This window comes from Thalassospira sp. SN3W, assembly GCF_038070535.1.
Lineage (GTDB): Bacteria > Pseudomonadota > Alphaproteobacteria > Rhodospirillales > Thalassospiraceae > Thalassospira > Thalassospira xiamenensis.
Map to the genome: position 1 here is coordinate 2,371,903 of NZ_CP121124.1, position 23,928 is coordinate 2,395,830.

The following is a 23,928-nucleotide window of genomic DNA, read 5'->3' on the forward strand; positions in this document are numbered from 1 at the left end:
TGTTCATGGATCATCATACGTCGGCCGGAAAATTTTGGATCAAACGAATTTGTACGTTTTCTGCCAATTACTTACAATTATCAGCATTCGTTGTTATGCAGTGATCCGCAACTTGCTGTCATGCGTAATCATATGTAGTTCAAACAATAACACTGCAAGCAGGCGCGGCACATATGACGCTTCGATCATCGGGGAAACTCAATATAGCTGTTGTTGGTTCGGGTATTTCCGGGCTGTCGGCGGCCTGGTTGCTCAGCCAGTCCCACACTGTCACGCTTTATGAAAAGGATGACCGTCCCGGCGGGCATTCCAACACCGTGGATGCAGGTCAAACACCGGTTGATACCGGTTTCATTGTCTATAACACCCGTTGTTATCCCAATCTTTGCGCGCTGTTTGATCATCTTGGTGTGCAAACGGCTGCGACCGATATGTCCTTTGCCGCGTCGATGGACAGGGGTGGGCTGGAATATGGCGGATCTGATCTGGCATCATTGATCGCGCAGAAACGCAATATTTTCCGCCCGCGCTTCTGGCGGATGGTACGTGATATTCTGCGATTTTATCGCGAAGCGCCGCTTGCGCTTGAAACCGGGCAGGCGGAAACGCAGAGCCTTGGTGATTATCTGACGGCCAATCGTTATTCAAAATCCTTTATCAATGATCATCTGTTGCCGATGGGGGCCGCGATCTGGTCCACGCCCGTTGATACGATGATGGATTATCCGTTGGCGGCGTTTGTCCGGTTCTGTCAGAACCACGGGCTTTTGCAGATCAAGGACCGGCCGCAATGGCGCACCGTTGTTGGCGGATCGCGCCAGTATGTCGGCAAGATGATCAAGGATATTTCCGGTGGCGTGATCCTTGATAGCGCCATTGCCCAGGTCGGACCGAATGGCAAGGGGGGCGTATTCATCGAAGACCGTTACGGCGTGCGGACGGACTACGACCATGTTGTTCTGGCGTGTCATGGTGATCAGGCCCTTGCGCTTCAGGCCAATCCGGCGCCCGCGGTGCGCGATCTTTTGTCAGCGTTTCAGTATGAACGCAATCTGGCGATCCTGCATGATGATGACAGCCTGATGCCGCAAACGCGCAAGGTCTGGTCAAGCTGGAACTACCTTGCCGAGGAGCATGACGGGGAACCGAAAGTCTGTGTGACTTACTGGATGAACCGGTTGCAGCATCTTGACGAAGGCCAGCCGCTTTTTGTGACCCTGAACCCGGCACGCCCGCCGCGCGAGGGCAGTGTTATTCGATCCTTCCTGTATGATCATCCGGTTTTTGATGCCGCGGCAATGGATGCCCAGAAACGGCTTTGGTCGATCCAGGGGCAGGATAACATCTGGTATTGCGGCAGTTATTTTGGATATGGCTTCCACGAAGACGGCATTCAGTCGGGCCTTGCGGTGGCAGAAGCACTGGGCAATGTCCGGCGGCCATGGAACGTTGAAAATGAAAGCGGTCGTATTCATCTGGGGCCCATCAATATCGCGCAAAAAGAAGCTGCCGAATGACAGGTACATGGACATCCGCCCTGTTTGAAGGATCGGTGATGCATCATCGCCTTCGCCCGCGCGATCACAAATTGCGCTATCGGGTGTTTTCCTTTTTGTTCGATCTTGATGAAATCGATGGCTTGGCCAGGTCGCTGAAACTGTTTAGCCGCAACCGGTTCAACCTGTTTTCATTCCACGACCGCGACCATGCGGACCGCGATCATGGGGATATCCGCACACGCCTCGAAGACATCCTGAAAAAGCACGATCTGGGCGATTGTACGCACCGGATCGAATTGCTGTGTTATCCGCGGATTCTGGGCTTCGTTTTCAATCCGCTATCGGTTTATTTCTGCCATCGTGCCGATGGGTCGGTCGGCGCGGTCCTGTATGAGGTGTCCAATACATTCGGGGATCGACACAGTTATCTGATCCCGGTCAGCCCGGATGCGATTGATGAAAAAGGCGTGCTGCGCCAGAGCTGTGCGAAGGGATTTTATGTTTCGCCCTTCATCGATATGCAGGCCGATTATCATTTCCGCATTTGCATGCCAGACGAAAAGGTCGCGGTGGCCATCCGTGAAACTGACAGGGACGGTGCATTTCTGAATGCGGCCTTTGTCGGTGATCGAACCGCGCTTTCTGATCGTAATCTGTTTATGGCTTTTGTTCGCTATCCGCTGATGACGATTAAGGTGGTGGCGGGCATTCATTACGAGGCGCTGCATCTGTGGCGCAAAGGCGTGAAGTTCCATAAACGTCCAAAGCCGCCAGCACATGATGTGACTTATGTGTTTGCTGCCAATAGCCAGACGGCCGAAGCCGCAAAAAGGTAATCAGGAAATGCCGGAACGCAATCGATCCTCTTCGACAATAGTCCGCCCGTTTCGTGACAGGTTCCTGCCCGTCATCGGGGGCATGACCGGAAGTCGCAATCTGCTGAAAATCATGCTGAAACGCATTCTGGCACATTTGCATTACGGTCGATTGACGATTGTTTTGCCCGATGGGGACACGTTGCAGTTTACCGGGCAGGAGCAGACCGAAATCCGCGCGGTTCTTCATATTCATGACTGGAAGGCGATCCGCAGGCTTGCGACCGGTGGCGATGTTGCCTTTGCCGAGGCCTATATGGATGGGGCATGGACAAGCCCCGATCTGACCAATGTGATGCGGGTGGCGATGTTAAACGAAAATATCGTTCGCGCCCGACTTGCAGGCGGCATGATTTCCCGGCTGGTGGCCCGGATCGGGCATTTGCGAAATGCCAATACGGTCGAAGGATCAAAACGCAACATTGCCTATCACTATGACCTTGGAAACCGGTTCTATCAGGAATGGCTTGATCCGGGGATGACCTATTCATCCGGTCTTTATCGCCGCCAGGACATGACGCTTGAGGCCGCACAGGATGCGAAATACCGCCGGATTTGTGAACTTGCATCGCTGCAACCCGGCGAACGGGTTCTGGAAGTCGGCTGTGGTTGGGGCGGGTTTGCCGAAATGGCGGCAGGGCAGCATCGCTGCCATGTCACGGGGCTGACGCTTTCGCGCGAACAGCATGCGTTTGCGCATCATCGCCTTTTGACACTTGGCCTGTCGGATCGCACCAATATCGAGCTTCGCGATTATCGCCATCAGGACGGGCAGTTCGACAAGATCGTTTCAATCGAGATGTTCGAGGCGGTTGGTGAAGAACATTGGCCGATCTATTTCGATATGATCCGCAAGCGGTTGAAACCGGGCGGCAAGGCGGTTTTGCAAATCATCACCATTGATCATGACCGGTTCGAGGATTACCGCAAGGGGGCGGATTTCATCCAGCGCTATATCTTCCCGGGCGGGATGCTGCCCTCGCCGGAGGCGCTTGGTACGGCGATTGCCAATGCCGGTCTTTCGCTTTGTCATTCCGAATTTTTCGGCAAATCCTATGCCCGCACACTGGCCGAATGGCAGCGCCGTTTCCAGCATGGATGGGACAGCATCGCCGAGCAGGGATTTGATATCCGTTTCAAACGGATGTGGGAATATTACCTGTCCTATTGCGAAACCGGATTTGATGAAGGGTCGATCGATGTCGGGTTCTTTGTGATCGAACATCGCGAAAATGCCGCAACCTGATCGGGGCCGCAAAACGGCGTTTTATTATGCGCTGCCAGCAATGGCGGCGGCGGTGCCGACGATTCCCGCCTATGTCCTGTTACCCAGTTATTATGGCGATGATCTTGGCCTTGGGCTTGCCCTTACGGGGGCGATCCTTCTGGCGGTGCGAATCATCGATATGCTGACCGATCCGCTTGCCGGGTGGCTTTCGGATTATACGGGACGGCGCAAAATCTGGGTCGGGTTTGGTGCGGTGATTGCCGGGATCGGGATCTGGATGCTTTTTGTGCCGCCCGATCAGCCCGGTGGCGGGCATCTTTTTGTTTCGGCAAGCATCCTTTTCCTTGGCTGGACGCTGTTTCAGGTGCCCTATCTGGCATGGGGGGCAGACCTTTCGGGGGATTACCGGGAGCGGACGTTGATCACGTCCCTTCGTGAAGGAGCGGGGCTGATTGGTATTGTCATTGCCGGGGCGATCCCGGTTGTGATGATCAATGCATCCCGGGCCGATGAAATCCGAACCCTTGCGATGATGACCATTGTTGCGGGGGCGGTTTTCGTTACGATTCTGATCATCAAGGTCCCAGACAGCGCAGCCCGCCCGGGGCGCGGCCGTACTGCCGATACCCAACAGGCGGGTGTTTCCCTTCGTGCCCGGTTTACCCAGTCGCTTCGCAGTCTGCGCCAGAACCGGCTTTTTGTGCGGCTTTTGGCGGCATGGATGATCAATGGTCTTGCCGGCGGATTGCCCGCGGTCTGTTTCCCGCTTTTTGTGCGCTATTACCTGAAGCTTGATACGGATACGGAAAACGCCCTGATCCTTTTGTATTTTGTTGCGGCCATTGCGGCCATTCCGTTTTGGGTGTTTCTGGCCGGTAAAATCAGCAAACACCGGGTCTGGTGCGTGGCGATGATCATGGCGGTGTCGGCATTCGCGTTCGTGCCGTTTCTGTCAGCCGGGGACTGGGCGGGGTTTGCGGTGATCTGTGTCTTTACCGGGGCGGCCTTGGGGGCGGATCTGGCGCTGCCACCCGCTATTCAGGCCGATGTCGATGACTGGGACCGGTACCGGTTTCATGCGAGCCGGACCGGTGTTCTGTTTGCGCTTTGGAACATGACCAACAAGCTTGCGATGGCGTTGGCGGCGGGAATTGCCCTGCCAATTCTGGGGGCTTTTGGCCTGACGGATGGGGGCGCTGAAAATTCCGCGGCTTTGATCGCACTTGTCATGATCTATGCGGTGCTGCCCATCGTACTGAAAGCAGGAGCAATCGGGATGATGTGGCGTTTTCCATTGGATCGCGTTCATCAGGTTGCAATTCGTCGGCGTCTGGCTCGCCGCACCTTCTGATCCTTGTATCCTTTGCGGGAGAAAGCTGATGCTGCGATCTTTTACGGCGCTTGTGATGGTTTTGATACTTACCGGGTGTGGGTCAATGAAACCGCAGGATTTTGCGCAAAAAGAACCCCGCTTCGACGTGTTTGAATACTTCGAAGGCAATAGTCGGGCGTGGGGCATTTTTGAGGACCGGTTCGGCAAGCTGCGGCGCCAGTTCACGGTTGATATCACTGGAACCGTCAATGATGGTGTTCTGACGCTGGAAGAAGATTTTCTGTATGACGATGGTGAACAGGACCGCCGTGTATGGACGATCCGCAAGACCGGTGAGCACAGCCTGAGCGGAGAGGCCGATGACATCATCGGCACGGCCGCGGGCGTGCAGTATGGCAATGCGTTGAACTGGAGCTACGACATGGACCTGAAGGTTGGTGATGGTAGCTGGCGGGTGACGTTTGACGACTGGATGTTTTTGCAGGGCGACGGGGTTCTTGTGAACCGGGCGCGTGTGCGCAAATGGGGGTTCGAGATCGGCGAGGTCACCCTGTTCTTTACGAAACAGCCATCCGTGCTGCGAGCCGCCGAATAAACCAGCCCAGCAGCGGAATGCGGGCATAAAAGGCCATGCCGGAATCCCAGTGATCGACATGGGATGAAATGCGCGTGCCGTCATCGGAAAACGTTACCGCCGACATGCCGGTGACATCCCAATTCCCCAGAACCGAAATCCTGGCCGTAAAGCGCCAGCGCAGAAAACCGAGATCATCATCAAGCGCGTGATGGGTGACGATGAATTGCGGATTTTCGGTGTCGCGAAACATCTTATCGAGATAGGCACAGACCCGATCCGGGCCATTGATGGTGTTGAACGGATCGGTAAAACTGTAATCCGGTGTGACGAGATGATGCAGGTTTTCAATGGATTCCGGGCTTAGTTGCGCAAAATAATCGCCATAGGATTTCAGCGTTTCGAGCCTGGTTGCGTTCTGTTCATCCATTGGATTTTCCCATCACTTTGCGGATCAGTTTGAAGTAAAGCCGATAGGGCAGAATGCGGGCAAGTTTTAGCTGTCGGACAAAGGGCGGCGGGAAGGAGATTTCAAAACCGTTGCCGCCCGTCAGGCCGCGATAAACATAGTCGGCTGCCTGCGCGGGCGTTTGCAGATAGGGCATATCGAAATCGTTTTTGTCGGTCAGGCGGGTTTTGACAAAGCCCGGATTGATCACCCGAAGACAGACACCCGTTTCCCCCAATTCGGCGCGCAGGGTTTCGCACAGATTGATCAGGGCGGCCTTGGTCGGGCCATAGGCCCCGGCCTTTGGCAGGCCGCGATAACCGGCGACGGAGGCGACAACCGCGATCTCGCCCGAACCGCGTTGACGCATTTTCGGGATCAGGGTTTCAAGGCAATTGACCGTGCCGAAATAATTGACGTCGAAATGGTCGTGGATGGTTTTGGCGGAAAATTCATCGACAGGCATCGGGGAATAGATTCCGGCGGCCAGAACCACCAGATCGGGCAGGCCAAACCGATCTTCGATCAGGGCAATCGCATCGCGAACCGCATCGGGTTTGGTCACATCAAGCGGCACGGCATGGATGTTTTCCGACGATGCCGCCAGATCGGACAGCGCATCGGCGGAGCGTGCCGATGCGATAATCGTCGTGTTTGCGCCCGCATCGGATTTTGCGAATTTTTCGACAAGTGCCGCCCCGATCCCGGCGGAGGCACCGACGATCCAGATGGTTTTGAAATGTTTGATCATCCGCGGATATCCTTTTGTGCCGTGTCGGTCTGGCAGCTTGTGCAGCGATAGGTGATTTCAGAGCCATCGCGCGCCTTGAAGCGCAATCCAACCCACCGGCCATCGGCATCGTACCACGCATTGGTTTGCAATTGGCCATCATAGGTGAAGTGGGTGGCGTTGATCATGCCGTTGCCAACGGCCAGGCGTTCGCGGCCTGTCTGGGATATGGTGACCGCGTTGGGATTGCCGGTCAGCGTATTAAGAACCTGATCGGTTTGCAGAACACCGCAATGCCAGTGATCGGTCGGAAAAATACCGGGCGGCAGGGATTTCTTACCATCGGGGCCATCGACGACAAGCTGATCGTTTTCGCGCCGGGCCGCGATGCTGGTTTGATCGCCATCATCATCGACCTTGACCGACAGGGTGGATAATTGACCATCCTGCCAGATGCTTTCGGATCGATAGCGGAAGCTATAGGCGTTAAAGCCCAGAAACGAGATATCGATATTGCTTTGGGCGACGACCTGAAGACCGTCCTGACCGCGATTGAAGCGCACGATATGCTGCCCGACCGGGGCATCATTGCGGCGGATCTGAAACGCCAGTTCATTGCCGTATCGCGCAATCGGATCGAAGTTGCGACAGGCCGCGTTACGATCAAGGCCGTTGGATTGTGCGGGGGTAAGGGCCGAAATCTCGCCGTTTTGTGCCAGCGCCGAACCGGCATTCTGGACTGCCAGAACGGCAAGCGTCGCAAGCAGATATTTAAGGGGTTTCGGGCGTGGCATGTGGTGGCGTACCCTGCTGTTGGCCCCGGCGATCAGGACGCGATCAAGCCGGATTTCGAAAACGGAATGCTGCTACTGTTACGCATGGAAATGCGGTTCAGATCAGGTTTGCCGTGCCCTGCCCGTGTGCCGGGTGATTGCGGTGCGCCCGGCTTTGAGGTAAAGCAGGGCCAACAATGAAAGGCCGACCATGCCCCATCCGATAGCCGAAGACCTGATCGCAAGCGTTCTGCATCGCGATTCAAACGTCATCGTTCTGAACAAGCCGCCGGGATTGGCATCGCATGGCGGGCCGAAAACCTATTTCCATGTCGATGCGTATCTGCCCGACCTTAAATTCGGCATTCAGCCCGAACCGACCCTGGCGCACCGGCTTGACCGCGATACGGCCGGGTGCCTGTTGCTGTGCCGGCATCCGAAATCATCGAAAAAGATCACTCGCCTGTTTACCGAAAAACTGATCGGGAAAACCTATTGGGCGGTGGTGCGCGGTGCGGTTGCCGATGATCACGGCTTTATCGACGCGCCGATTGGCAAGACCAATGATGAAAGCGGCTGGCGGATGCTGGTCCATGAAGACGGGCAGCCATCAAAGACCGAATATCAGGTGCTGGGGCGCGGCAAGGACGAAGCGGGCGATGATATCACCTGGCTTGCCTTAACACCCCATACGGGCCGCACGCACCAGCTGCGTGTACATCTGGATCATATCGGGCATCCGGTGCTGGGCGATCCGTTTTATGGTCGGGGGGATGAACCGCCGATTTTTGGACAGCCGCCGACCCTGATGCTTTTGTCGCGCCAGATCGTGGTGCCGTTCCATGCCGACCGCGACCCGGTGGTGGTCGATGCACCGCCGCCCGAATTGATGCGGCCGGGGCTTTCGGCATGCGGTTACGTGGGCGACTATGCCCCGCATGCGGCGTCAGTTGATGCTCAGTATGGCGGCGATGGCAGCGATGCTGAAAGCGGACAGGAGGGTTTCGAGGGTGATGATTGAGGCCATGGCCTCGGGATCGCCATTAAGCTGCCGGGCGAGGATATAGGCGTTGCCTGCGCACGGCATCCCGGCATAAAGCACCCCCATCGCCAGAACCATGCCCTCCACCGCGGCCAGATGCAGCGCAATGCCGGTGATCAGCGGCAGGAGGGCGAGCTTGATCGTGGTTGAAAGGGCAATCGCGCCCAATGCCTGTTTGCTCAGGATAAATCGCAATCCGGCCCCGACCGACAGCAGGCTGAGCGGCAGGGCTGCGGTTTTGAAAAGGGCTGCGGTATTTTCAATCGGCAGCGGCACGTGAATGTTGCTGATATTAAGCACCGCACCGGCCCCGGCGGCGATGATGATCGGGTTTTGTGCAAGCCCGATCATGATGCGTTTGAAGCTGCCCTTGCCACCGGCAAAGGCATTCAGCACCACAACCGCCAGCATGTTGGTGGCAATCACCATCACGGCAATAAAGACAATCGCCAGTGCCAAGCCTTCGCTGCCATAAAGCGCATCGGCGACGGCCAGCAGGACATAGCTGTTATAGCGGACCGATCCCTGAAAGATCGAGGTAAACAGCGGCGTGTTGCGGGTGATGAGCGGGCGCAGAAGCAGCAAAACCGCCGCAAGGGCAAGGGTCGCGCCCAATGTGACCATGACCGCAGTGCCCGCGTGCCCGGAGCCAAAATCGGCACGGTAAATTTCGACAATCAGAAGCGACGGCAGCAACAGGTAATAGGTCAGCCGATCAATCCCGGCCCAGATGTCAGACCCTGTGATCAGATAACGTTTGAGTGCCGCCCCGACCAGAATGGCGGCGAAGATCGGGAAGATGGCGGCGATCAGGTCATAGGCGAGTTGCATGGGGCGGTCGCATCAGTTTGATGTGGGGTGGGCCAAGCCGGGTGGCAGAGCGGACCGGGGGATGTCTCAAACCTTGCGGTTCTGGTATTCGGCAAAAACCTGTTCGGGTGAATGGCCGCGATATTGTTCGCAGATTTCCTCGAATTTCGGGTTGCTGATCAGAAGGTCGGCGGTGCTGCGGTTGCAGGCAATCGGCACTTCATACATGTTGGCCAGCCGGATCAGGGCGCGGACATCGACATCGTGGGGTTGGGGTGTCATCGGGTCGGTGAAGAAAAACATCGCCTGCAATTCGCCATGCGCAATCATCGAGCCAAGCTGCTGATCACCGCCGAACGGGCCGCTTTTAAGCGCCACGATATCAAGGTCGGGAAAGCGTTCCTGAAGCACGCGCCCGGTGGTGCCGGTGGCAAAAATCCGGGTGCCGGAAAACTGTGATTTGTGGGTTTCCAGCCAATCGGCCATTTCGCGTTTGCGACGGTCGTGGGCGACAAGTCCGATCGAAAGCGTCATGGGTGGTTTCTCCTGCGTCTTGATCCGGGCGATCCCGGCGGGTGATCTTAGCGGACCGGTCCATCATAGGGCAATATGATGGCATAGTTTATTGAAAATAAACGAGAATTTTTGCCAGAACCGGACGGCGAAAATTTTTGCAAAATGTTCTTGATTTGTTCTTTTATTTGTGGCATAAAGATAAAGTCAACAGGACAAATGGGTCCGGAGACATAACCCGCCAAGCGTGATTCGCTTTGGCGGGTTTTTGCGTTTCGGGGTCGGATTGTTTGTCAAAAGCAGGGGATGAAGTGATGAAAAAGCGACGATGTTAAGTGGTTAAGTAGCAGGCGATCACCGCCAAGCGCGGAAGATCCGTGTGGGGTAAAGTCATTACGGCAGGAGTGCGTCCGGGCATTGAAACGGCCCGGGAAACGGCGGCGTAAAGTTTGACAAACCGGAAAGACAGAACGGGAGAGGTGCGCCTGCCGGGAAGGGCGCGGGCCAGATTTGGGCCGATGCGGGGCCGGATGCGGATCGAGCCGACGATTGGGCAGATCAGCAGCGGAGCAGGGGTGGTTCGGGTGCGATGTCATCACGCCCGTGCCGGGATCGGAGCGTGGGTCAACACGGGTGAGTTCCGTTCACGCCGCAATATTTGGCGAAACTGGCGAGAGCGGCAGGAGGCGCGATCAGCGGGGAGCCGTCGCCATCGGTGGGCAGGGCCAGCATCGGTGAGCGCATCGGCCATCAGACCGGCCCCCCCCGGTAGGCATCATTAGCACCTGCGGTACCTGCCGCGAGAGCGGCAGTATCGGCATCGTCTCCGGCGGGAGGAGCTTGCCGGGTGTCACTCTTGCGACTGTTTGCAGGCCGGGGGCAGAGCAGGACAAGGGTAGATCGGAGCATACCAAGACGAGGCATTTGGCCCGGACTTGGGTCAGGTATCCGGGAGGTCAATTATTTTTTCTTCACGTTTCAATCCCGGTAATCGCGGATAGCCGTTTGGTCGAGCTTCCGGGCGGGCACGAGCCGATAGTGTTTTTCGTCGACAACTTTGACCTCGCCGTCCTGAAGCATAAGTTCGAAAAGCGCAACGATATCGCCATCCATAAACTGAGCAGCGATGGCGCGGCAGCGCATATCTGGAAACTTATCCTGGACGAAGCGGATATCTTGCGATGTCTGTACAATCCCGATCTGATCCTTGCCGCCCTTGGCCTGGACCGGGATGATGTAGTGACAGCCGCGCTTGTCGATACCTACATAAAGTTCGTCTATCTCGATCTGTCCTATGCCCTTGACCGTCGTTCGCAGGTGGTTCTGAAGGCTGTAGGTTGTGAGGCTGAGGAAGGTGTCGATCAAGCGATTGTAGCGGACAATTGCAAGAAGTGCCTGTTCATCGTCAAGGGCATATGCCCGGATGATTTCGGGCGTCGCATCCGGAATATTAATTCTGGCAAGGTCTTCGCGAGGAAGAACACGGTTAATTTTTACCAACCGAAACTTGTAAATAGCCCGGCCTGCCAGTTCGATTACCCATTCCATTCCTTCGGGTTGCGTCGCAACTATTTTCTCGGGCAGCGCAATGCGAAAACGGAACGCGTAAAGTACATCTCCCAGATTTTTAGGCAGTTTGATGTCAAGTTCGTCAGCGGCATCCTCGATATCCGTTCTGGCAAACTCGAGTTCGGTTTTTCCGGCCTGATAGCGATCAAGGAAAATCTTTTCGATGAGCGATAGATAGCGATTGGGTGTCTTATCCATGTACTAACTGCCCTGACAAGCGTTCGCGTTCGATCTCGATTTGTTTGCGCTTTTTTGCACCGCTTTTCTTGTCGCGGCGGTTACTTGGCGGTTGGACGCCGAAATGTTCTGCTGCACGGGAAAGGTCGAGCGAGAGGAGTGCTTCGTTTCCAAGTTCCAGTGTTGTATCCGGGTGGATCGGCTGAACGCCAAGTGCGTTCATCACTTCGGTAGCAACAGCCCGGGCGAGGGGCGGCGGAACGGCATTGCCAATCTGTCGGCCCCCATGCCATTTGGTGACATTTAATCGAAACCAGTCAGGAAAGCCGTGCAAGCGCGCCATTTCCCGAACAGTAATGCATCGGTCATATTTGTAGTGGATCGGCCGGGGACTGGTGAACGCGCCGCGTGCGCCGTCTGTTCCTGCCCGCAAAGTGTTTGATACGCCCTGCATCGGCAATTTAAAGAAGCGGCTGATTGGTTCGACGGTACCGGGTTCGGTTTCTGAAAATCTGCGGCGCGATATCTCGGTGTGCTCGGTCCGGGCACTAGATGTGAGCTTCATCGGATTCCAGTCACGAACATAGCTGTAGTGCCACGCACTATTTTTCATGCAGCGCAGCCCGGCAGCGTAATCAGAAGGTTCGCCGTAGGTGGAGGTTTTTACTGAATCGGAAGACAGCAGTGCTCCAAATTGATCCGCATCAGGTAAGTCGCCAATCGCATCCATACATGTCGGACCATCAGGTAGCCCTTCAATTTTTCGCGCGCGTCCAGCGAGATTGGTGCTTTCAACCGGATACTCGGGTAGTTTCTCGCCTTTACGACAGCCGAGCAGGATTAAACGTTCACGAAATTGAGGCGTCCCAAAATTTCCGGCATTGAGAACCTTCCACGGGATACGAACATCATAACCTGCTGCATCAAAGGCGGCGACGAGCTCTTTAAGAAAAGCTTTATGTTTTCCTACTGTGAGGCCCTTTACATTCTCGAATACAAATGTTCGGGCTTTGAGCTCCGACACAATTCGCACGAATTCTAGAACGAGTTTGTTGCGCGGGTCGTCGAGTACGCGATGGCCGATCAACGAAAACCCTTGGCAGGGCGCGCCACCAAATACGCAATCTACAGTGGCGTTGCCGATATTTGCTGCTTCACGAATGAGGTCTGCACTGAGTCCTTCGACTGAGCGCGGGATGATTGCAGTTTGGGGAAAGTTGTACTTGTGAACGGCGCAATGCACCGGATCGATTTCCACCGCAGCTGCAACATTGAACCCAGCTTGCTCAAAGCCAAGGCTTAACCCACCTGCTCCAGCAAAAAGATCGATCCCGATGGGCCTCATTTGCATCCAATCTCTTGCATTATACTCGACGATTCTCTGTACCGGAACTAGCACAGGATGTCGATCGCTTTCTACTATTCATTCTGGATTTGTTCTGAAAAGCCGGGAGCGGATACTTTTCACTCGGCGTTCGTGAGCCAGTAGCGGATTGCTGATAAAGTGTTGCGGGCGGACATAAAAAACGGCCGCCCCATTGGAGCGGCCGTTTCACGGATCGGGTTTTCCCAATCAGGATTACATGTGGATCGCGCGTTTGTCGGCGTCCAGGGCGGCTTCCTTGACGGATTCGCCAAGGGCCGGGTGGGCGTGGCAGGTGCGTGCAATGTCTTCGGCAGAGGCGCCGTATTCCATCGCCAGCACAACCTCGGCAATCAGATCGCCAGCCGCCGGGCCGACAATATGTGCGCCGACGACGCGGTGGGTTTTCTTGTCTTCGAGGATTTTGACAAACCCCTCGGTGCTTTCCATTGCCTTGGCGCGACCGTTGGCAGTGAAGGGGAATTTGCCGACCTTGTAGTCGACGCCTTCTTCCTTGAGCTGCTCTTCGGTTTTGCCAACAGCGGCGACTTCGGGCCAGGTGTAAACAACACCCGGGACCTTGCCGTAATCGACATGGCCTTCTTCGCCAGCGAGCATTTCGGCCAGCGCAACACCGTCTTCCTCGGCCTTGTGGGCCAGCATCGGACCGATGATGGCGTCCCCAATGGCAAAGATGCCCTGCACGTTGGTCTGGAAATGTTCGTCGGTCTTGACGCGACCGCGATCATCAAGTTCGACGCCGACCTTATCAAGGCCAAGGCCCTTGACGAACGGACGGCGGCCAATGGCGACCAGAACGACGTCGGCCTTGACTTCCTCGGCATCGCCGCCCTTGGACGGTTCAACCGTGAGCGTCACGCCAGACTTGCCGGTTTTCGCACCGGTGACCTTGTGGCCCAGTTTGAATTCAAGGCCCTGTTTGGCAAAGATGCGCTGGGTCTGTTTGACCAGTTCGCCGTCCATGCCCGGCAGGATGCGGTCGAGATATTCGATCACGGTGACTTCGGAACCAAGCCGACGCCAGACCGAACCGAGTTCGAGACCGATCACGCCAGCCCCGATGACAACCATCTTTTTCGGCACTTTCGGGAGCACCAGACCACCGGTCGAGGAGACGATGTTTTTCTCGTCAATCTCGACACCCGGCAGCGGGGTGACTTCCGAACCCGTGGCGATCACGATGTTCTTGGCATTGATGGTTTCTTCGCCGCCGTCCAGAAGGGCAACCTTGACCGAGGTGGGCGAGGTGATTTCGCCAGCACCCTTGACATAGGTGACCTTGTTCTTCTTGAACAGGAATTCAATGCCCTTGACATTGCTGTCAACGACCTTGTCCTTGCGGGCCATCATCTTTTCGAGATTGACCTTCGGCTTGGAGACTTCGATGCCATGGGTATCGAAATGTTCCGTCGCTTCCTCGAACAGGTGGGAGGAATGAAGCAGGGCCTTGGACGGGATGCAGCCCACATTGAGGCAGGTACCGCCAAGGGTGCCGCGTTTTTCAACGCAGGCAACCTTGAGACCAAGCTGTGCGGCGCGGATGGCGCAAACATAACCGCCAGGACCGCCACCGATCACGACAACGTCGTAGTTCTCAGCCATGAGTTCTTTGATCCTTTTGTCTGATCAGATGTCGAGCAGGATGCGTTCCGGGTTCTCGATGCATTCCTTGACGCGTACCAGGAAGGAAACGGCTTCGCGGCCGTCAATGATACGGTGGTCATAGGACAGTGCGAGATACATCATCGGACGGATTTCGACCTTGCCGTCGATCGCGACCGGGCGCATCTGGGTTTTGTGCATGCCGAGGATACCGGACTGCGGCGCATTCAGGATCGGGGATGACAGAAGGGAGCCAAACACGCCACCATTCGAAATGGTGAACGAGCCGCCGGTCATTTCATCCATGCCCAGTTTGCCGTCACGTGCGCGTTTGCCGAAATCGACAATCGTGCTTTCGAGGTCGGCAAAACTTTTCTTTTCCGCCGAACGGATCACCGGAACAACCAGACCCTGCGGGGTACCAACGGCAACGCCGATATCGCAGTAGTTTTTATAGATGAAGCTGTTGCCATCAATCTCGGCATTGACCGCCGGCCATTCATTAAGCGCCGTGGTGCAGGCCTTGATGAAGAAGGACATGAAGCCGAGCTTCACGCCGTGTTTCTTTTCAAAGCCGTCCTTGTACTGGTTACGGCAGGCCAGAAGGTTGGTCATGTCCACTTCGTTATAAGTGGTCAGCATGGCCGCGGTGTTCTGGGCTTCTTTCAGGCGGCGCGCGATGGTCTGGCGCAGCTTGGACATCTTGACGCGTTCTTCGCCTTCGCGCAGTTCGCGTTCGGGCTTCGGTGCAGCAGGTGCCGCCGGTGCAGCAGCCGCTGCGCGCGGCGCCGATCCACCATTTTCGAGGAAGTTCAGAACGTCGCCCTTGGTCAGGCGGCCGTCTTTGCCCGATGCCGGAATTTTCGACGGGTCGAGATTTTTGTCTTCGACCAGTTTGCGAACGGCAGGCGGCAGCGGATGATCGGCATTGGCCGAGGTCGAAGCCGCCGGTGCGCTTGCTGCCGGGGCAGCAGCCGGTTTGGCTTCTTCTTTTTTCGGCTCTTCTTTCTTTGGCTCTTCCTTGGCTTCGGCTTTTTCTTCCTTGGCCGGAGCAGCGCCTTCGGCACCTTCCTTGATCATGGCGATCAGGGCGCCGACTTCGACTTCGTCACCTTCCTGGGCGACCAGTTCGGCAATCGCGCCGGCGACCGGTGCGTTGACTTCGACGGTGACCTTGTCGGTTTCAAGTTCGACAATCGGTTCATCGGCTGCAACTGCATCACCGACTTTTTTGTACCATTTCGCAATTGTTGCTTCGGTAACAGACTCGCCCAGCGTGGGAACTTTAACTTCAGTCGCCATTTTTTCCTCGACCGTTTTTTCAATCAGACAGTTTGGGCCTGCCCGAATACGAATGAATTCTGAATGTGCGGGTCGAACGGGCGGTTTCCCGCCCGTCCGATAAAGTTATTTTACGCTCAGCGCGGCATCGACCAGTTCGGCCTGTTCGCGCAGGTGAGCCTTGAGCAAGCCCGTTGCCGGGGACGCGGCAGCCTTGCGACCGACATAGATCGGGCGACCGGCCTTGTGTTTGATTTCAGACAGCACGCCTTCGATACGACGATCGACGAAGTACCAGGACCCCATGTTTTCGGGTTCTTCCTGACACCAGACCACGTCAGCATTGGGATATTTGGCAAGTTCTTCTGCCAGTTCCTTGGCCGGCCACGGATAGAGCTGTTCGACGCGCACCAGGGCAACATCGTCAATCCCGCGGTTTTCGCGTTCAGCCAGCAGATCGTAATAGACCTTGCCCGCCGACAGGACGACGCGTTTGACCTTTTTGGCATCGGTCAGTTTGCCGGTTTCGCTGATCACTGATTTGAAGACGGTCCCCGGTCCGAATTCGGACAGCGAGGAGACCGCCTGTTTGTGACGCAGAAGCGATTTCGGCGTCATCAGGATCAGAGGCTTGCGGAACGAACGGCGGATCTGGCGGCGCAGGATGTGGTAATAGTTTGCAGGGGTCGTGACGTTGGCCACCTGCATGTTGTTTTCACCACAAAGCTGCAGATACCGTTCCAGACGGGCGGAGCTGTGTTCCGGGCCCTGACCTTCGTAACCGTGCGGCAACAGCATCACCAGACCCGACATGCGCAGCCATTTGGCTTCGCCCGAGCTGATGAACTGGTCAATGATGACCTGTGCACCGTTGGCAAAATCACCGAACTGGGCTTCCCACAGAACCAGCGAATGCGGTTCGGCAAGGGTGATGCCATATTCGAAGCCCAGAACACCGGCTTCGGACAGGGGCGAGTTGAGGACTTCAAGCTCGGCCTGGCCGGTACGGATGTTGTTGAGCGGGGTGTATTTTGCCTCGTTGGTCTGATCGACCAGTTTTGCGTGACGCTGCGAGAAAGTGCCGCGCTGGCAATCCTGACCGGACAGACGCACCGGAGTGCCTTCGCACATCAGGGTGCCGAATGCGAGGGCTTCGCCGGTTGCCCAGTCGATGCCTTCGCCGGTTTCGAACATCTTGGCCTTGGCCTTGAGCTGGCGCAGGATTTTCTTGTTGATGTCATAGTCGCTGGGCGGGGTCGAAAGTGCCCGGCCAACTTCCTGCAACAAGTCGTTTTCCACACCGGTCTGACCGGTCCAGTCCGCATCTTCGCCGTGCGAGGAGGCGAGGCCCGACCATTTGCCTTCGAGCCAGTCTGCCTTGTTCGGGCGATAGGCTTCGGAGGCCTTGAATTCGTCGTCAAGGTGGCTCTGGAATTTCTGATCCAGTTCCTTGACGCGTTCTTCGGTCAGAAGACCTTCCTTGACCAGCTTCTGGGCGTAGATGTCCTTGGTGGTCGGGTGTTTGCCGATCACGTCATACATCTTGGGCTGGGTGAAGGCCGGTTCGTCGCTTTCGTTGTGGCCAAAGCGGCGATAGCAGAACATGTCGATGACAACGTCCTGTTTGAATTCCTGACGGAATTCGGTCGCGATGCGTGCGGCGTGAACCACGGCTTCTGGGTCGTCACCATTGACATGGATGATCGGCGCCTGAACGACCTTGGCAATATCCGAGCAGTAAGGCGAAGAACGGCTATCGGACGGCTTGGTGGTGAAACCGATCTGGTTGTTGACGACAAAGTGGATCGTACCGCCGGTACGATAGCCTTTGAGGTGCGACAGATCGAAGGTTTCAGCGACAAGACCCTGACCGGCAAAGGCCGCATCCCCGTGAAGGAGGATACCCATGACCTGTTCGCGGTTGGTGTCCTTGCGCTGTGCCTGTTTGGCGCGGACCTTGCCCAGAACGACGGTGTTTACCGCTTCGAGGTGGGACGGGTTCGCGGTCAGCGACAGGTGAACAACGTTGCCGTCAAATTCGCGGTCAGCGGACGTGCCAAGGTGATATTTGACGTCACCCGAGCCCATCACGTCGTCCGGCTTGGACGGGTTGCCCATGAATTCCGAGAAGATCGCCTGGAACGGTTTGTTGAGCACATTGGCCAGAACGTTCAGACGACCACGGTGCGGCATGCCGAACACGACCTCGCGGATGCCAAGCTGGCTGCCGCGTTTGAGGATCTGTTCAAGGGCCGGCATCAGGGCTTCGCCACCGTCGATGCCGAAACGCTTGGTGCCGACATATTTGGTGTGCAGATAGTTTTCGAAACCTTCGGCTTCGACCAGACGTTCAAGGATGGCTTCCTTGCCGCGTGCGGTAAACTGTGTCTGGTTGCCGATGCTTTCGACGCGCTGCTGAATCCAGGATTTCTGTTCAGGTTCCTGGATATGCATGAATTCGATGCCGATCGAGCCGCAATAGGTTTTGCGTGCCAACGATACGATCTGACGAACGGTCGCGGTTTCAAGGCCAAGAACATTGGCGATGTAGATCGGACGATCCATGTCGGCTTCGGTGAAGCCATAGGTTTTCGGATCGAGTTCCGGGTGCGGATCGCGCGGGGCAAGGCCCAGCGGATCAAGATTCGCTTCGAGATGGCCGCGCACGCGATAGGAGCGGATCAGCATCAGGGCGCGAATCGAATCATGTGCCGCGGCACGGATGGCGTCGGAGCTGACCGGCGCGGTCTGTTGTGCGGCGTGGGCCGCCGGTGCGTAACCGCCATTGGCGGGACGTTCGGCGTGACCCTGTGAGACGTCGTAACCTTCCATACCGCCAACAACCTTGGTTTCCCGCGGCTGCCAGCTGGGTCCCTGCATTTCGGCAAGGAGATCGGAGGCGTCGTCCTGCAACCCGTCAAAAAACTCGGCCCAGCTCTGATCAACCGCAGTTGGGTTGCTCTGATACCGGGCATAAAGTTCAGCGATGTAGGTTGCGTTCGACTCGTTCAGAATCGTGTCGATATCTTGAGGTTTCATTTGTGGTCTTGGAAGGCATGGTCCCGAAAGAGACCACGCCTCCCCCTGCCTTTCCTCTGACTACCCTGATTACCCGTTCAAAGCCTTGAGCATGGTCGAGCCAAGGCTTGCCGGGGAATCGGCAACAAGAATACCAGCGCTGCGCATTGCTTCCATTTTCGCATCCGCAGTGCCCTTACCGCCGGAGATGATCGCACCGGCATGGCCCATGCGTTTACCCGGAGGTGCGGTGACACCGGCAATGAAGCCAGCAACCGGCTTTTTGACTTTGGAAGCCTGCAGGAATTCGCATGCTTCTTCTTCGGCGGAACCACCGATTTCACCGATCATGATGATGCCCTGGGTTTCAGGGTCATTCAGGAACAGTTCAAGGCAATCGATGAAGTTGGTGCCGTTGACCGGGTCACCACCGATACCGATACAGGTCGACTGACCGAGCCCTGCGGCGGTGGTCTGTGCGACTGCTTCGTAGGTCAGCGTACCGGAACGTGAAACGATACCGATTTTGCCGCGACGGTGAATGTGGCCCGGCATGATGCCGATCTTGCATTCGTCCGGCGTGATGACACCCGGGCAGTTCGGACCGATCAGACGGGTGTTCGAACCCGAAAGGGCGCGCTTGACGCGAACCATGTCGGCAACCGGAATGCCTTCGGTGATGCAGACAGCCAGTTCGACCTTGGCGTCGATGGCTTCGAGAATTGCATCAGCCGCGAAGGGCGGCGGAACATAGATCACCGATGCATTGGCACCGGTCACATGGACTGCTTCGTCAACGGTGTTGAAGACCGGCAGGTCAAGGTGCTTGGTGCCGCCTTTACCCGGGGTTACGCCGCCAACCATTTTGGTGCCATAGGCAATTGCCTGTTCGCTGTGGAAGGTACCCTGCGAACCGGTGAAACCCTGGCAGATAACTTTGGTGTTTTTATCGACGAGAACAGCCATAGTTACGCGGCCTCCTTCACAGCTTTGACCACCTTTTCGGCGGCATCGGCAAGGTTATCGGCCGAAACAATCGGCAGACCCGATTCTTCGAGGATTTTCTTGCCAAGTTCGACATTCGTGCCTTCGAGGCGAACGACCAGCGGAACGTTCAGGCTGACTTCGCGGGCTGCTGCCACAACGCCGTCTGCGATCACGTCACAACGCATGATGCCGCCAAAGATGTTGACCAGGATGCCTTCGACATTCGGATCAGACAGGATCAGTTTGAACGCGGTCGTAACGCGTTCCTTGGTGGCCCCGCCGCCAACGTCGAGGAAGTTTGCCGGTGCGCCGCCATAAAGCTTGATGATGTCCATGGTTGCCATGGCAAGGCCTGCGCCGTTGACCATGCAGCCGATGGTGCCATCGAGCTTGATGTAGTTGAGGCTGTGTTTTGCAGCTTCGAGCTCGGCCGGGTTTTCTTCGTCTTCGTCGCGCAGTTCTTCGATGTCGGGATGACGGAACAGCGCGTTGTCGTCGAAGTTCATTTTGCAATCGAGCGCGATGATGTCGCCATCACCGGTAACGACCAGCGGGTTGATTTCAACCATGGCGGCATCGGTTTCGAGGAAGCAGTTATACATGGCGGTCATGAATTTGACGGCCTTGGAAACCTGTTTGCCTTCGAGACCCAGTGCGAATGCCAGTTTGCGACCATGGAAGCCCGAGAAACCGGCAGCCGGATCGATGTCAACGGTGACGATCTTTTCCGGGGTTGCTTCGGCAACTTCTTCGATGTCCATGCCGCCTTCGGTGGAGGCCATGAAGATCACGCGCGAAGTGGCACGGTCAACAAGCAGCGAAAGATAAAGTTCGCGTGCGATGTCGCAGCCTTCTTCGATATAGACGCGTTTGACTTCCTTGCCATCCGGGCCGGTCTGGTGGGTGACCAGGGTCGCGCCGAGCATCTGACCGGCATTGGTGCCGACTTCCTCGACGCTTTTGACGACGCGAACGCCGCCCTTGTCGCCAGCGGTTGCTTCCTTGAAGGTGCCTTTACCGCGGCCGCCTGCATGGATCTGTGATTTCACCACGTAAACCGGGCCAGCCAGAGACTGGGCCGCTTCGGTGGCTTCCTGAGCGGTGTATGCAACCTTGCCGTTCGGCACGGTCACACCGTATTTGCGAAGAATTTCTTTCGCCTGGTACTCATGAATATTCATGTTCGGTCGCTTTCTTGCCTTCCGTACGATTTCCTGTGGGTCAGAAATCGTGGTTTCAATGTCCCTGCTTCATAACGGGACGTTGTTGCGAGGCCCGCGTTCATTGACGTTATAATAACGACAATGAATGAAAAACGGGCCGGTCACTGACCAGCCCGCTTCGCGATCTTAGAGCATGCCCTTGGCAGCTTCGACGAGGCCGCGAACTGCGTTCACGGAGTTGTCGAAGTTTGCCTTTTCGGACTCGTCGAGGTTGATTTCGACGATGCGTTCAACACCGCCAGCGCCCAGAACGACCGGGACGCCGACATACAGGCCGTCAACGCCGTATTCGCCGCTAAGGTAAGCAGCAACCGGCATGACGCGTTTCTGGTCTTTCAGGTAGCTTTCGGCCATCGCGATTGCCGAAGCAGCCGGGGCGTAGAAAGCGGAACCGGTTTTCAGAAGAGCGACGATTTCAGCACCACCGTCACGGGTGCGCTGAACGATCTGGTCGATCTTTTCCTGGGTGGTCCAGCCCATTTTGATCAGGTCGGGAACCGGGATACCGGCAACGGTCGAATAACGGATCGACGGGACCATGGTATCGCCGTGACCGCCCAGAACGAAGGCGGTGACATCCTTGACCGATACATTGAATTCTTCGGCGAGGAAGTAACGGAAGCGGGCAGAGTCCAGAACGCCAGCCATGCCGACAACTTTTTTCGGATCGAAGCCGGTTGCCTGCTGCATCACCCAGACCATCGCATCAAGCGGGTTGGTGATGACGATGACGAATGCGTCCGGGGCATGTTCCTTGATGCCCTGACCAACCTGGGTCATGACCTTGGTATTGATGCCGATGAGGTCATCACGGCTCATACCGGGTTTGCGGGCCACACCGGCAGTCACGATAACGACATCAGCGCCTGCGATGTCCTTATAGTCACTGGTGCCCTTGAGGTCGGCATCAAACATGTCGACGGGGGAGGATTCAGCAATGTCGAGAGACTTGCCCTGTGGCATGCCATCAACGATGTCGAAAAGGACGACGTCGCCAAGCTCTTTCAGGCCGACGAGGTGGGCCAGAGTACCACCAATATTGCCGGCACCGACGAGCGCGATCTTGTTGCGGGCCATTCCGTTACCTTCTTCCCTATTGCGCTTCCGAGGCGTCGAAACTCAACTTGGGAGCGCGATTGAAAATTTAAACCTGCGAACGCGAAAGAATCGTTCGTAAACACCGAGTGTCGTAAACTGATTCGGCCGCTTTTACAAGGGGAAACGCCGCTGTTTTCACGAGGAAAACCGCCGGTTCCCGGTTTGTTGCAACTATTGTCTAAACGCTTAAAAACCAATCATGTTGCAGATGCGAATAAATGCAAATCGGCAGCAAAACCAAAGCCTGTTTGCGCCTTGGCGCTGCCTAAAGGAAAGGCAGGTCGCGCTTTTGCCGCGAATTGATGCGCATGATCTTATCTTTTGACGTCCAGCCTTGCAGGAAACGGCCATCTGCCATGCGGCAGGCGGTGCATGAGGAAATCGTGCTTCAGGCAGATTCTGCATTTTTGCAAAGACAAATGCACGCCAGACGCAAGAATCGGCATGCCAACCCGCACCTGCTGGTGATTTTTTGTGCCAAAATTAAACCTGTGTGGGTGGAGTCGTTTTTGAGGCGTTCAAATTCGCCCGAAGTGTGCCCGGTTCGGGTGTTACGTCAGATGCGGCATGTCGAGATATTCCTGGCTGCGCATTTCGGTCATGCGCGACACGGTGCGCTGAAATTCAAACGAATAATCGCCGTCGGTATAGATTTCCGACGGATCGCATTCAATCGCACAGATCAGCTTGGTTTTATGTTCATACATCGCATCGATGAGGGTTCCGAACCGTTTGGCCCAATCACGGCGCGAGTCCGGCAGTTTCGGGATCAGGTCGATGACGATGGTGTGGAAATGGGTGGCAATCGCGATGTAATCGCCCGGTCCGAGCGGCTTGGTGCAAAGTTCATCAAAGGTAAAGCGCGCCACACCGGCCCCGGCGGCGGAAATTTCGATCTTGCGGCCCTTGTTGGTCAGGCTGTCGGGGGCGACGCGCGCACCTTCGGTGACGGTTGCGAACATCTCGTCAATTTTCGCCTTCGCATCGGGACCTGCCGGGAACAGGAAGACGTCGGCCGCCGTCAGATTGCGCATGCGGTAATCGGTCGGGCTGGCGAGTTCGAGCACATCAAGTTTCTGTTTGATCATGTCGATGAAGGGCAGGAAGTTCTGACGTTGCAGGCCGTCCTTGTAAAGATCATCGGGCATGCGGTTGGATGTGGTGACAATCACCACCCCATGATCAAAAAGCTGTTCGAACAGGCGGCCCAGAATCATCGCATCGGTGATGTCGGTGACCTGCATTTCATCAAAGCATAAAAGCCACGCATCATTGGCCAGATCCTTGGCAATTGGCGGGATCGGGTCGGCATCGTCCTTTGATTTGGTTTTGCGGAAACGGTGCATGCGATCATGCACGTCCTGCATGAAATCGTGGAAATGCACCCGGCGTTTGCGATCCACGGCGACGGTTTCGTAAAACAGGTCCATCAGCATCGATTTGCCGCGCCCGACTTCACCGTAAATATAAAGGCCCTGCGGCGGTTCGGGTTCTTCGCGGCGGCGCGTCAGGCCAAACCGTTCGCGCCAGCCGCCCGACCCGGTGTGCGGTTCGTAATGGTTCAGCGCCTTGAACAGGCTTTGCAGTTTTTCGGCACAGAGTTCCTGCATGGGATCGTGGGACAGTTCGCCCGCGGTGATTTTCGCGCGGTAACGTGAAAGCGGGCCGTCGTTCATCAGGGATCTCGTCATGCAGTGAAAGGGAATAAGGAGGCAAAGTCATAGCGCCAAGCAGCTTTGCAATGCAACATGCTGATGTGACATA

Annotated in this window: 20 protein-coding genes; 6 read left to right on the forward strand and 14 right to left on the reverse strand. The window is 56.3% G+C overall.

Translation table 11 applies throughout. From position 1 onward, the window contains the following. Positions 1-173 precede the first annotated feature (173 nt). From P8T57_RS10670 to P8T57_RS10690, 5 genes are read left to right on the forward strand one after another with little or no spacing between them, the layout of a single operon-like run. Positions 174-1,517 carry an FAD-dependent oxidoreductase gene (locus tag P8T57_RS10670; protein WP_341363080.1) on the forward strand — a complete coding sequence of 448 codons (1,344 nt, stop codon included), beginning with the start codon at positions 174-176 and terminating at the stop codon, positions 1,515-1,517. Continuing rightward, positions 1,514-2,335: a DUF1365 family protein gene (locus tag P8T57_RS10675; RefSeq protein WP_341363081.1), complete on the forward strand. Its 822-nt coding sequence runs from the start codon at positions 1,514-1,516 to the stop codon at positions 2,333-2,335. Before P8T57_RS10670 ends, P8T57_RS10675 begins: the two co-directional genes overlap by 4 nt. Positions 2,336-2,342: 7 nt before the next feature. Next, complete coding sequence (locus tag P8T57_RS10680) at positions 2,343-3,620, forward strand: cyclopropane-fatty-acyl-phospholipid synthase family protein (protein WP_037990414.1); 1,278 nt, start codon at positions 2,343-2,345, stop codon at positions 3,618-3,620. Next, positions 3,607-4,953 carry an MFS transporter gene (locus P8T57_RS10685; RefSeq protein ID WP_341363082.1) on the forward strand — a complete coding sequence of 449 codons (1,347 nt, stop codon included), beginning with the start codon at positions 3,607-3,609 and terminating at the stop codon, positions 4,951-4,953. Before P8T57_RS10680 ends, P8T57_RS10685 begins: the two co-directional genes overlap by 14 nt. 28 nt (positions 4,954-4,981) lie before the next feature. Further along, on the forward strand, positions 4,982-5,530 hold the full coding sequence (locus P8T57_RS10690) for a DUF3833 domain-containing protein (protein ID WP_341363083.1): 549 nt from the start codon (positions 4,982-4,984) through the stop codon (positions 5,528-5,530). On the opposite strand, the gene P8T57_RS10695 is transcribed toward P8T57_RS10690, so the two are convergent. From P8T57_RS10695 to P8T57_RS10705, 3 genes are read right to left on the reverse strand one after another with little or no spacing between them, the layout of a single operon-like run. Then, complete coding sequence (locus P8T57_RS10695) at positions 5,493-5,939, reverse strand: nuclear transport factor 2 family protein (RefSeq protein ID WP_114093823.1); 447 nt, start codon at positions 5,937-5,939, stop codon at positions 5,493-5,495. The two genes, P8T57_RS10690 and P8T57_RS10695, sit on opposite strands and share 38 nt — an antisense overlap. Next, complete coding sequence (locus tag P8T57_RS10700; protein ID WP_341363084.1) at positions 5,932-6,708, reverse strand: SDR family NAD(P)-dependent oxidoreductase; 777 nt, start codon at positions 6,706-6,708, stop codon at positions 5,932-5,934. Before P8T57_RS10700 ends, P8T57_RS10695 begins: the two co-directional genes overlap by 8 nt. Then, entirely contained in the window at positions 6,705-7,481 is a 777-nt protein-coding gene (locus tag P8T57_RS10705; protein ID WP_341363085.1) for a DUF6134 family protein, read from the reverse strand. The genes P8T57_RS10700 and P8T57_RS10705 overlap by 4 nt, the downstream gene beginning before the upstream one ends. 190 nt (positions 7,482-7,671) lie before the next feature. Between P8T57_RS10705 and P8T57_RS10710 the strand changes: the two genes are divergently transcribed. Next, complete coding sequence (locus P8T57_RS10710; RefSeq protein ID WP_341363086.1) at positions 7,672-8,481, forward strand: RluA family pseudouridine synthase; 810 nt, start codon at positions 7,672-7,674, stop codon at positions 8,479-8,481. On the opposite strand, the gene P8T57_RS10715 is transcribed toward P8T57_RS10710, so the two are convergent. The 11 genes from P8T57_RS10715 to zapE all read right to left on the reverse strand — a co-directional run bounded on the left by P8T57_RS10715 (position 8,407) and on the right by zapE (position 23,840). After that, positions 8,407-9,333 (reverse strand): AEC family transporter, encoded by a 927-nt coding sequence (locus tag P8T57_RS10715; RefSeq protein WP_341363087.1) that lies wholly within the window; start codon positions 9,331-9,333, stop codon positions 8,407-8,409. The genes P8T57_RS10710 and P8T57_RS10715 overlap by 75 nt on opposite strands. Before the next feature lie 66 nt (positions 9,334-9,399). Beyond that, complete coding sequence (locus tag P8T57_RS10720; protein ID WP_007089211.1) at positions 9,400-9,846, reverse strand: methylglyoxal synthase; 447 nt, start codon at positions 9,844-9,846, stop codon at positions 9,400-9,402. A gap of 957 nt (positions 9,847-10,803) precedes the next feature. Beyond that, positions 10,804-11,592: a hypothetical protein gene (locus tag P8T57_RS10725; protein WP_341363088.1), complete on the reverse strand. Its 789-nt coding sequence runs from the start codon at positions 11,590-11,592 to the stop codon at positions 10,804-10,806. After that, on the reverse strand, positions 11,585-12,922 hold the full coding sequence (locus P8T57_RS10730) for a DNA cytosine methyltransferase (RefSeq protein WP_341363089.1): 1,338 nt from the start codon (positions 12,920-12,922) through the stop codon (positions 11,585-11,587). The genes P8T57_RS10725 and P8T57_RS10730 overlap by 8 nt, the downstream gene beginning before the upstream one ends. Positions 12,923-13,150: 228 nt before the next feature. Then, complete coding sequence (gene lpdA, locus P8T57_RS10735; RefSeq protein WP_341363090.1) at positions 13,151-14,557, reverse strand: dihydrolipoyl dehydrogenase; 1,407 nt, start codon at positions 14,555-14,557, stop codon at positions 13,151-13,153. A 24-nt stretch (positions 14,558-14,581) separates the two neighbouring features. Beyond that, positions 14,582-15,859, reverse strand: coding sequence for a 2-oxoglutarate dehydrogenase complex dihydrolipoyllysine-residue succinyltransferase (gene odhB, locus P8T57_RS10740; protein ID WP_037990442.1), 1,278 nt, complete (start codon positions 15,857-15,859; stop codon positions 14,582-14,584). Between the two features lie 105 nt (positions 15,860-15,964). Continuing rightward, the gene (locus P8T57_RS10745; protein ID WP_341363091.1) at positions 15,965-18,877 is read right to left on the reverse strand and encodes a 2-oxoglutarate dehydrogenase E1 component; all 2,913 of its coding nucleotides are present in this window, start codon (positions 18,875-18,877) and stop codon (positions 15,965-15,967) included. 69 nt (positions 18,878-18,946) lie between these two features. After that, the gene (gene sucD, locus P8T57_RS10750) at positions 18,947-19,822 is read right to left on the reverse strand and encodes a succinate--CoA ligase subunit alpha (protein ID WP_085642343.1); all 876 of its coding nucleotides are present in this window, start codon (positions 19,820-19,822) and stop codon (positions 18,947-18,949) included. A gap of 2 nt (positions 19,823-19,824) precedes the next feature. Next, a complete protein-coding gene (gene sucC / locus P8T57_RS10755) occupies positions 19,825-21,054 on the reverse strand; it encodes an ADP-forming succinate--CoA ligase subunit beta (RefSeq protein ID WP_258547382.1) in 1,230 nt (409 codons plus the stop codon). Between the two features lie 138 nt (positions 21,055-21,192). After that, on the reverse strand, positions 21,193-22,143 hold the full coding sequence (gene mdh / locus P8T57_RS10760) for a malate dehydrogenase (protein WP_007089203.1): 951 nt from the start codon (positions 22,141-22,143) through the stop codon (positions 21,193-21,195). 572 nt (positions 22,144-22,715) lie between these two features. After that, positions 22,716-23,840: a cell division protein ZapE gene (gene zapE / locus P8T57_RS10765; protein WP_341363092.1), complete on the reverse strand. Its 1,125-nt coding sequence runs from the start codon at positions 23,838-23,840 to the stop codon at positions 22,716-22,718. Positions 23,841-23,928: the final 88 nt, after the last annotated feature.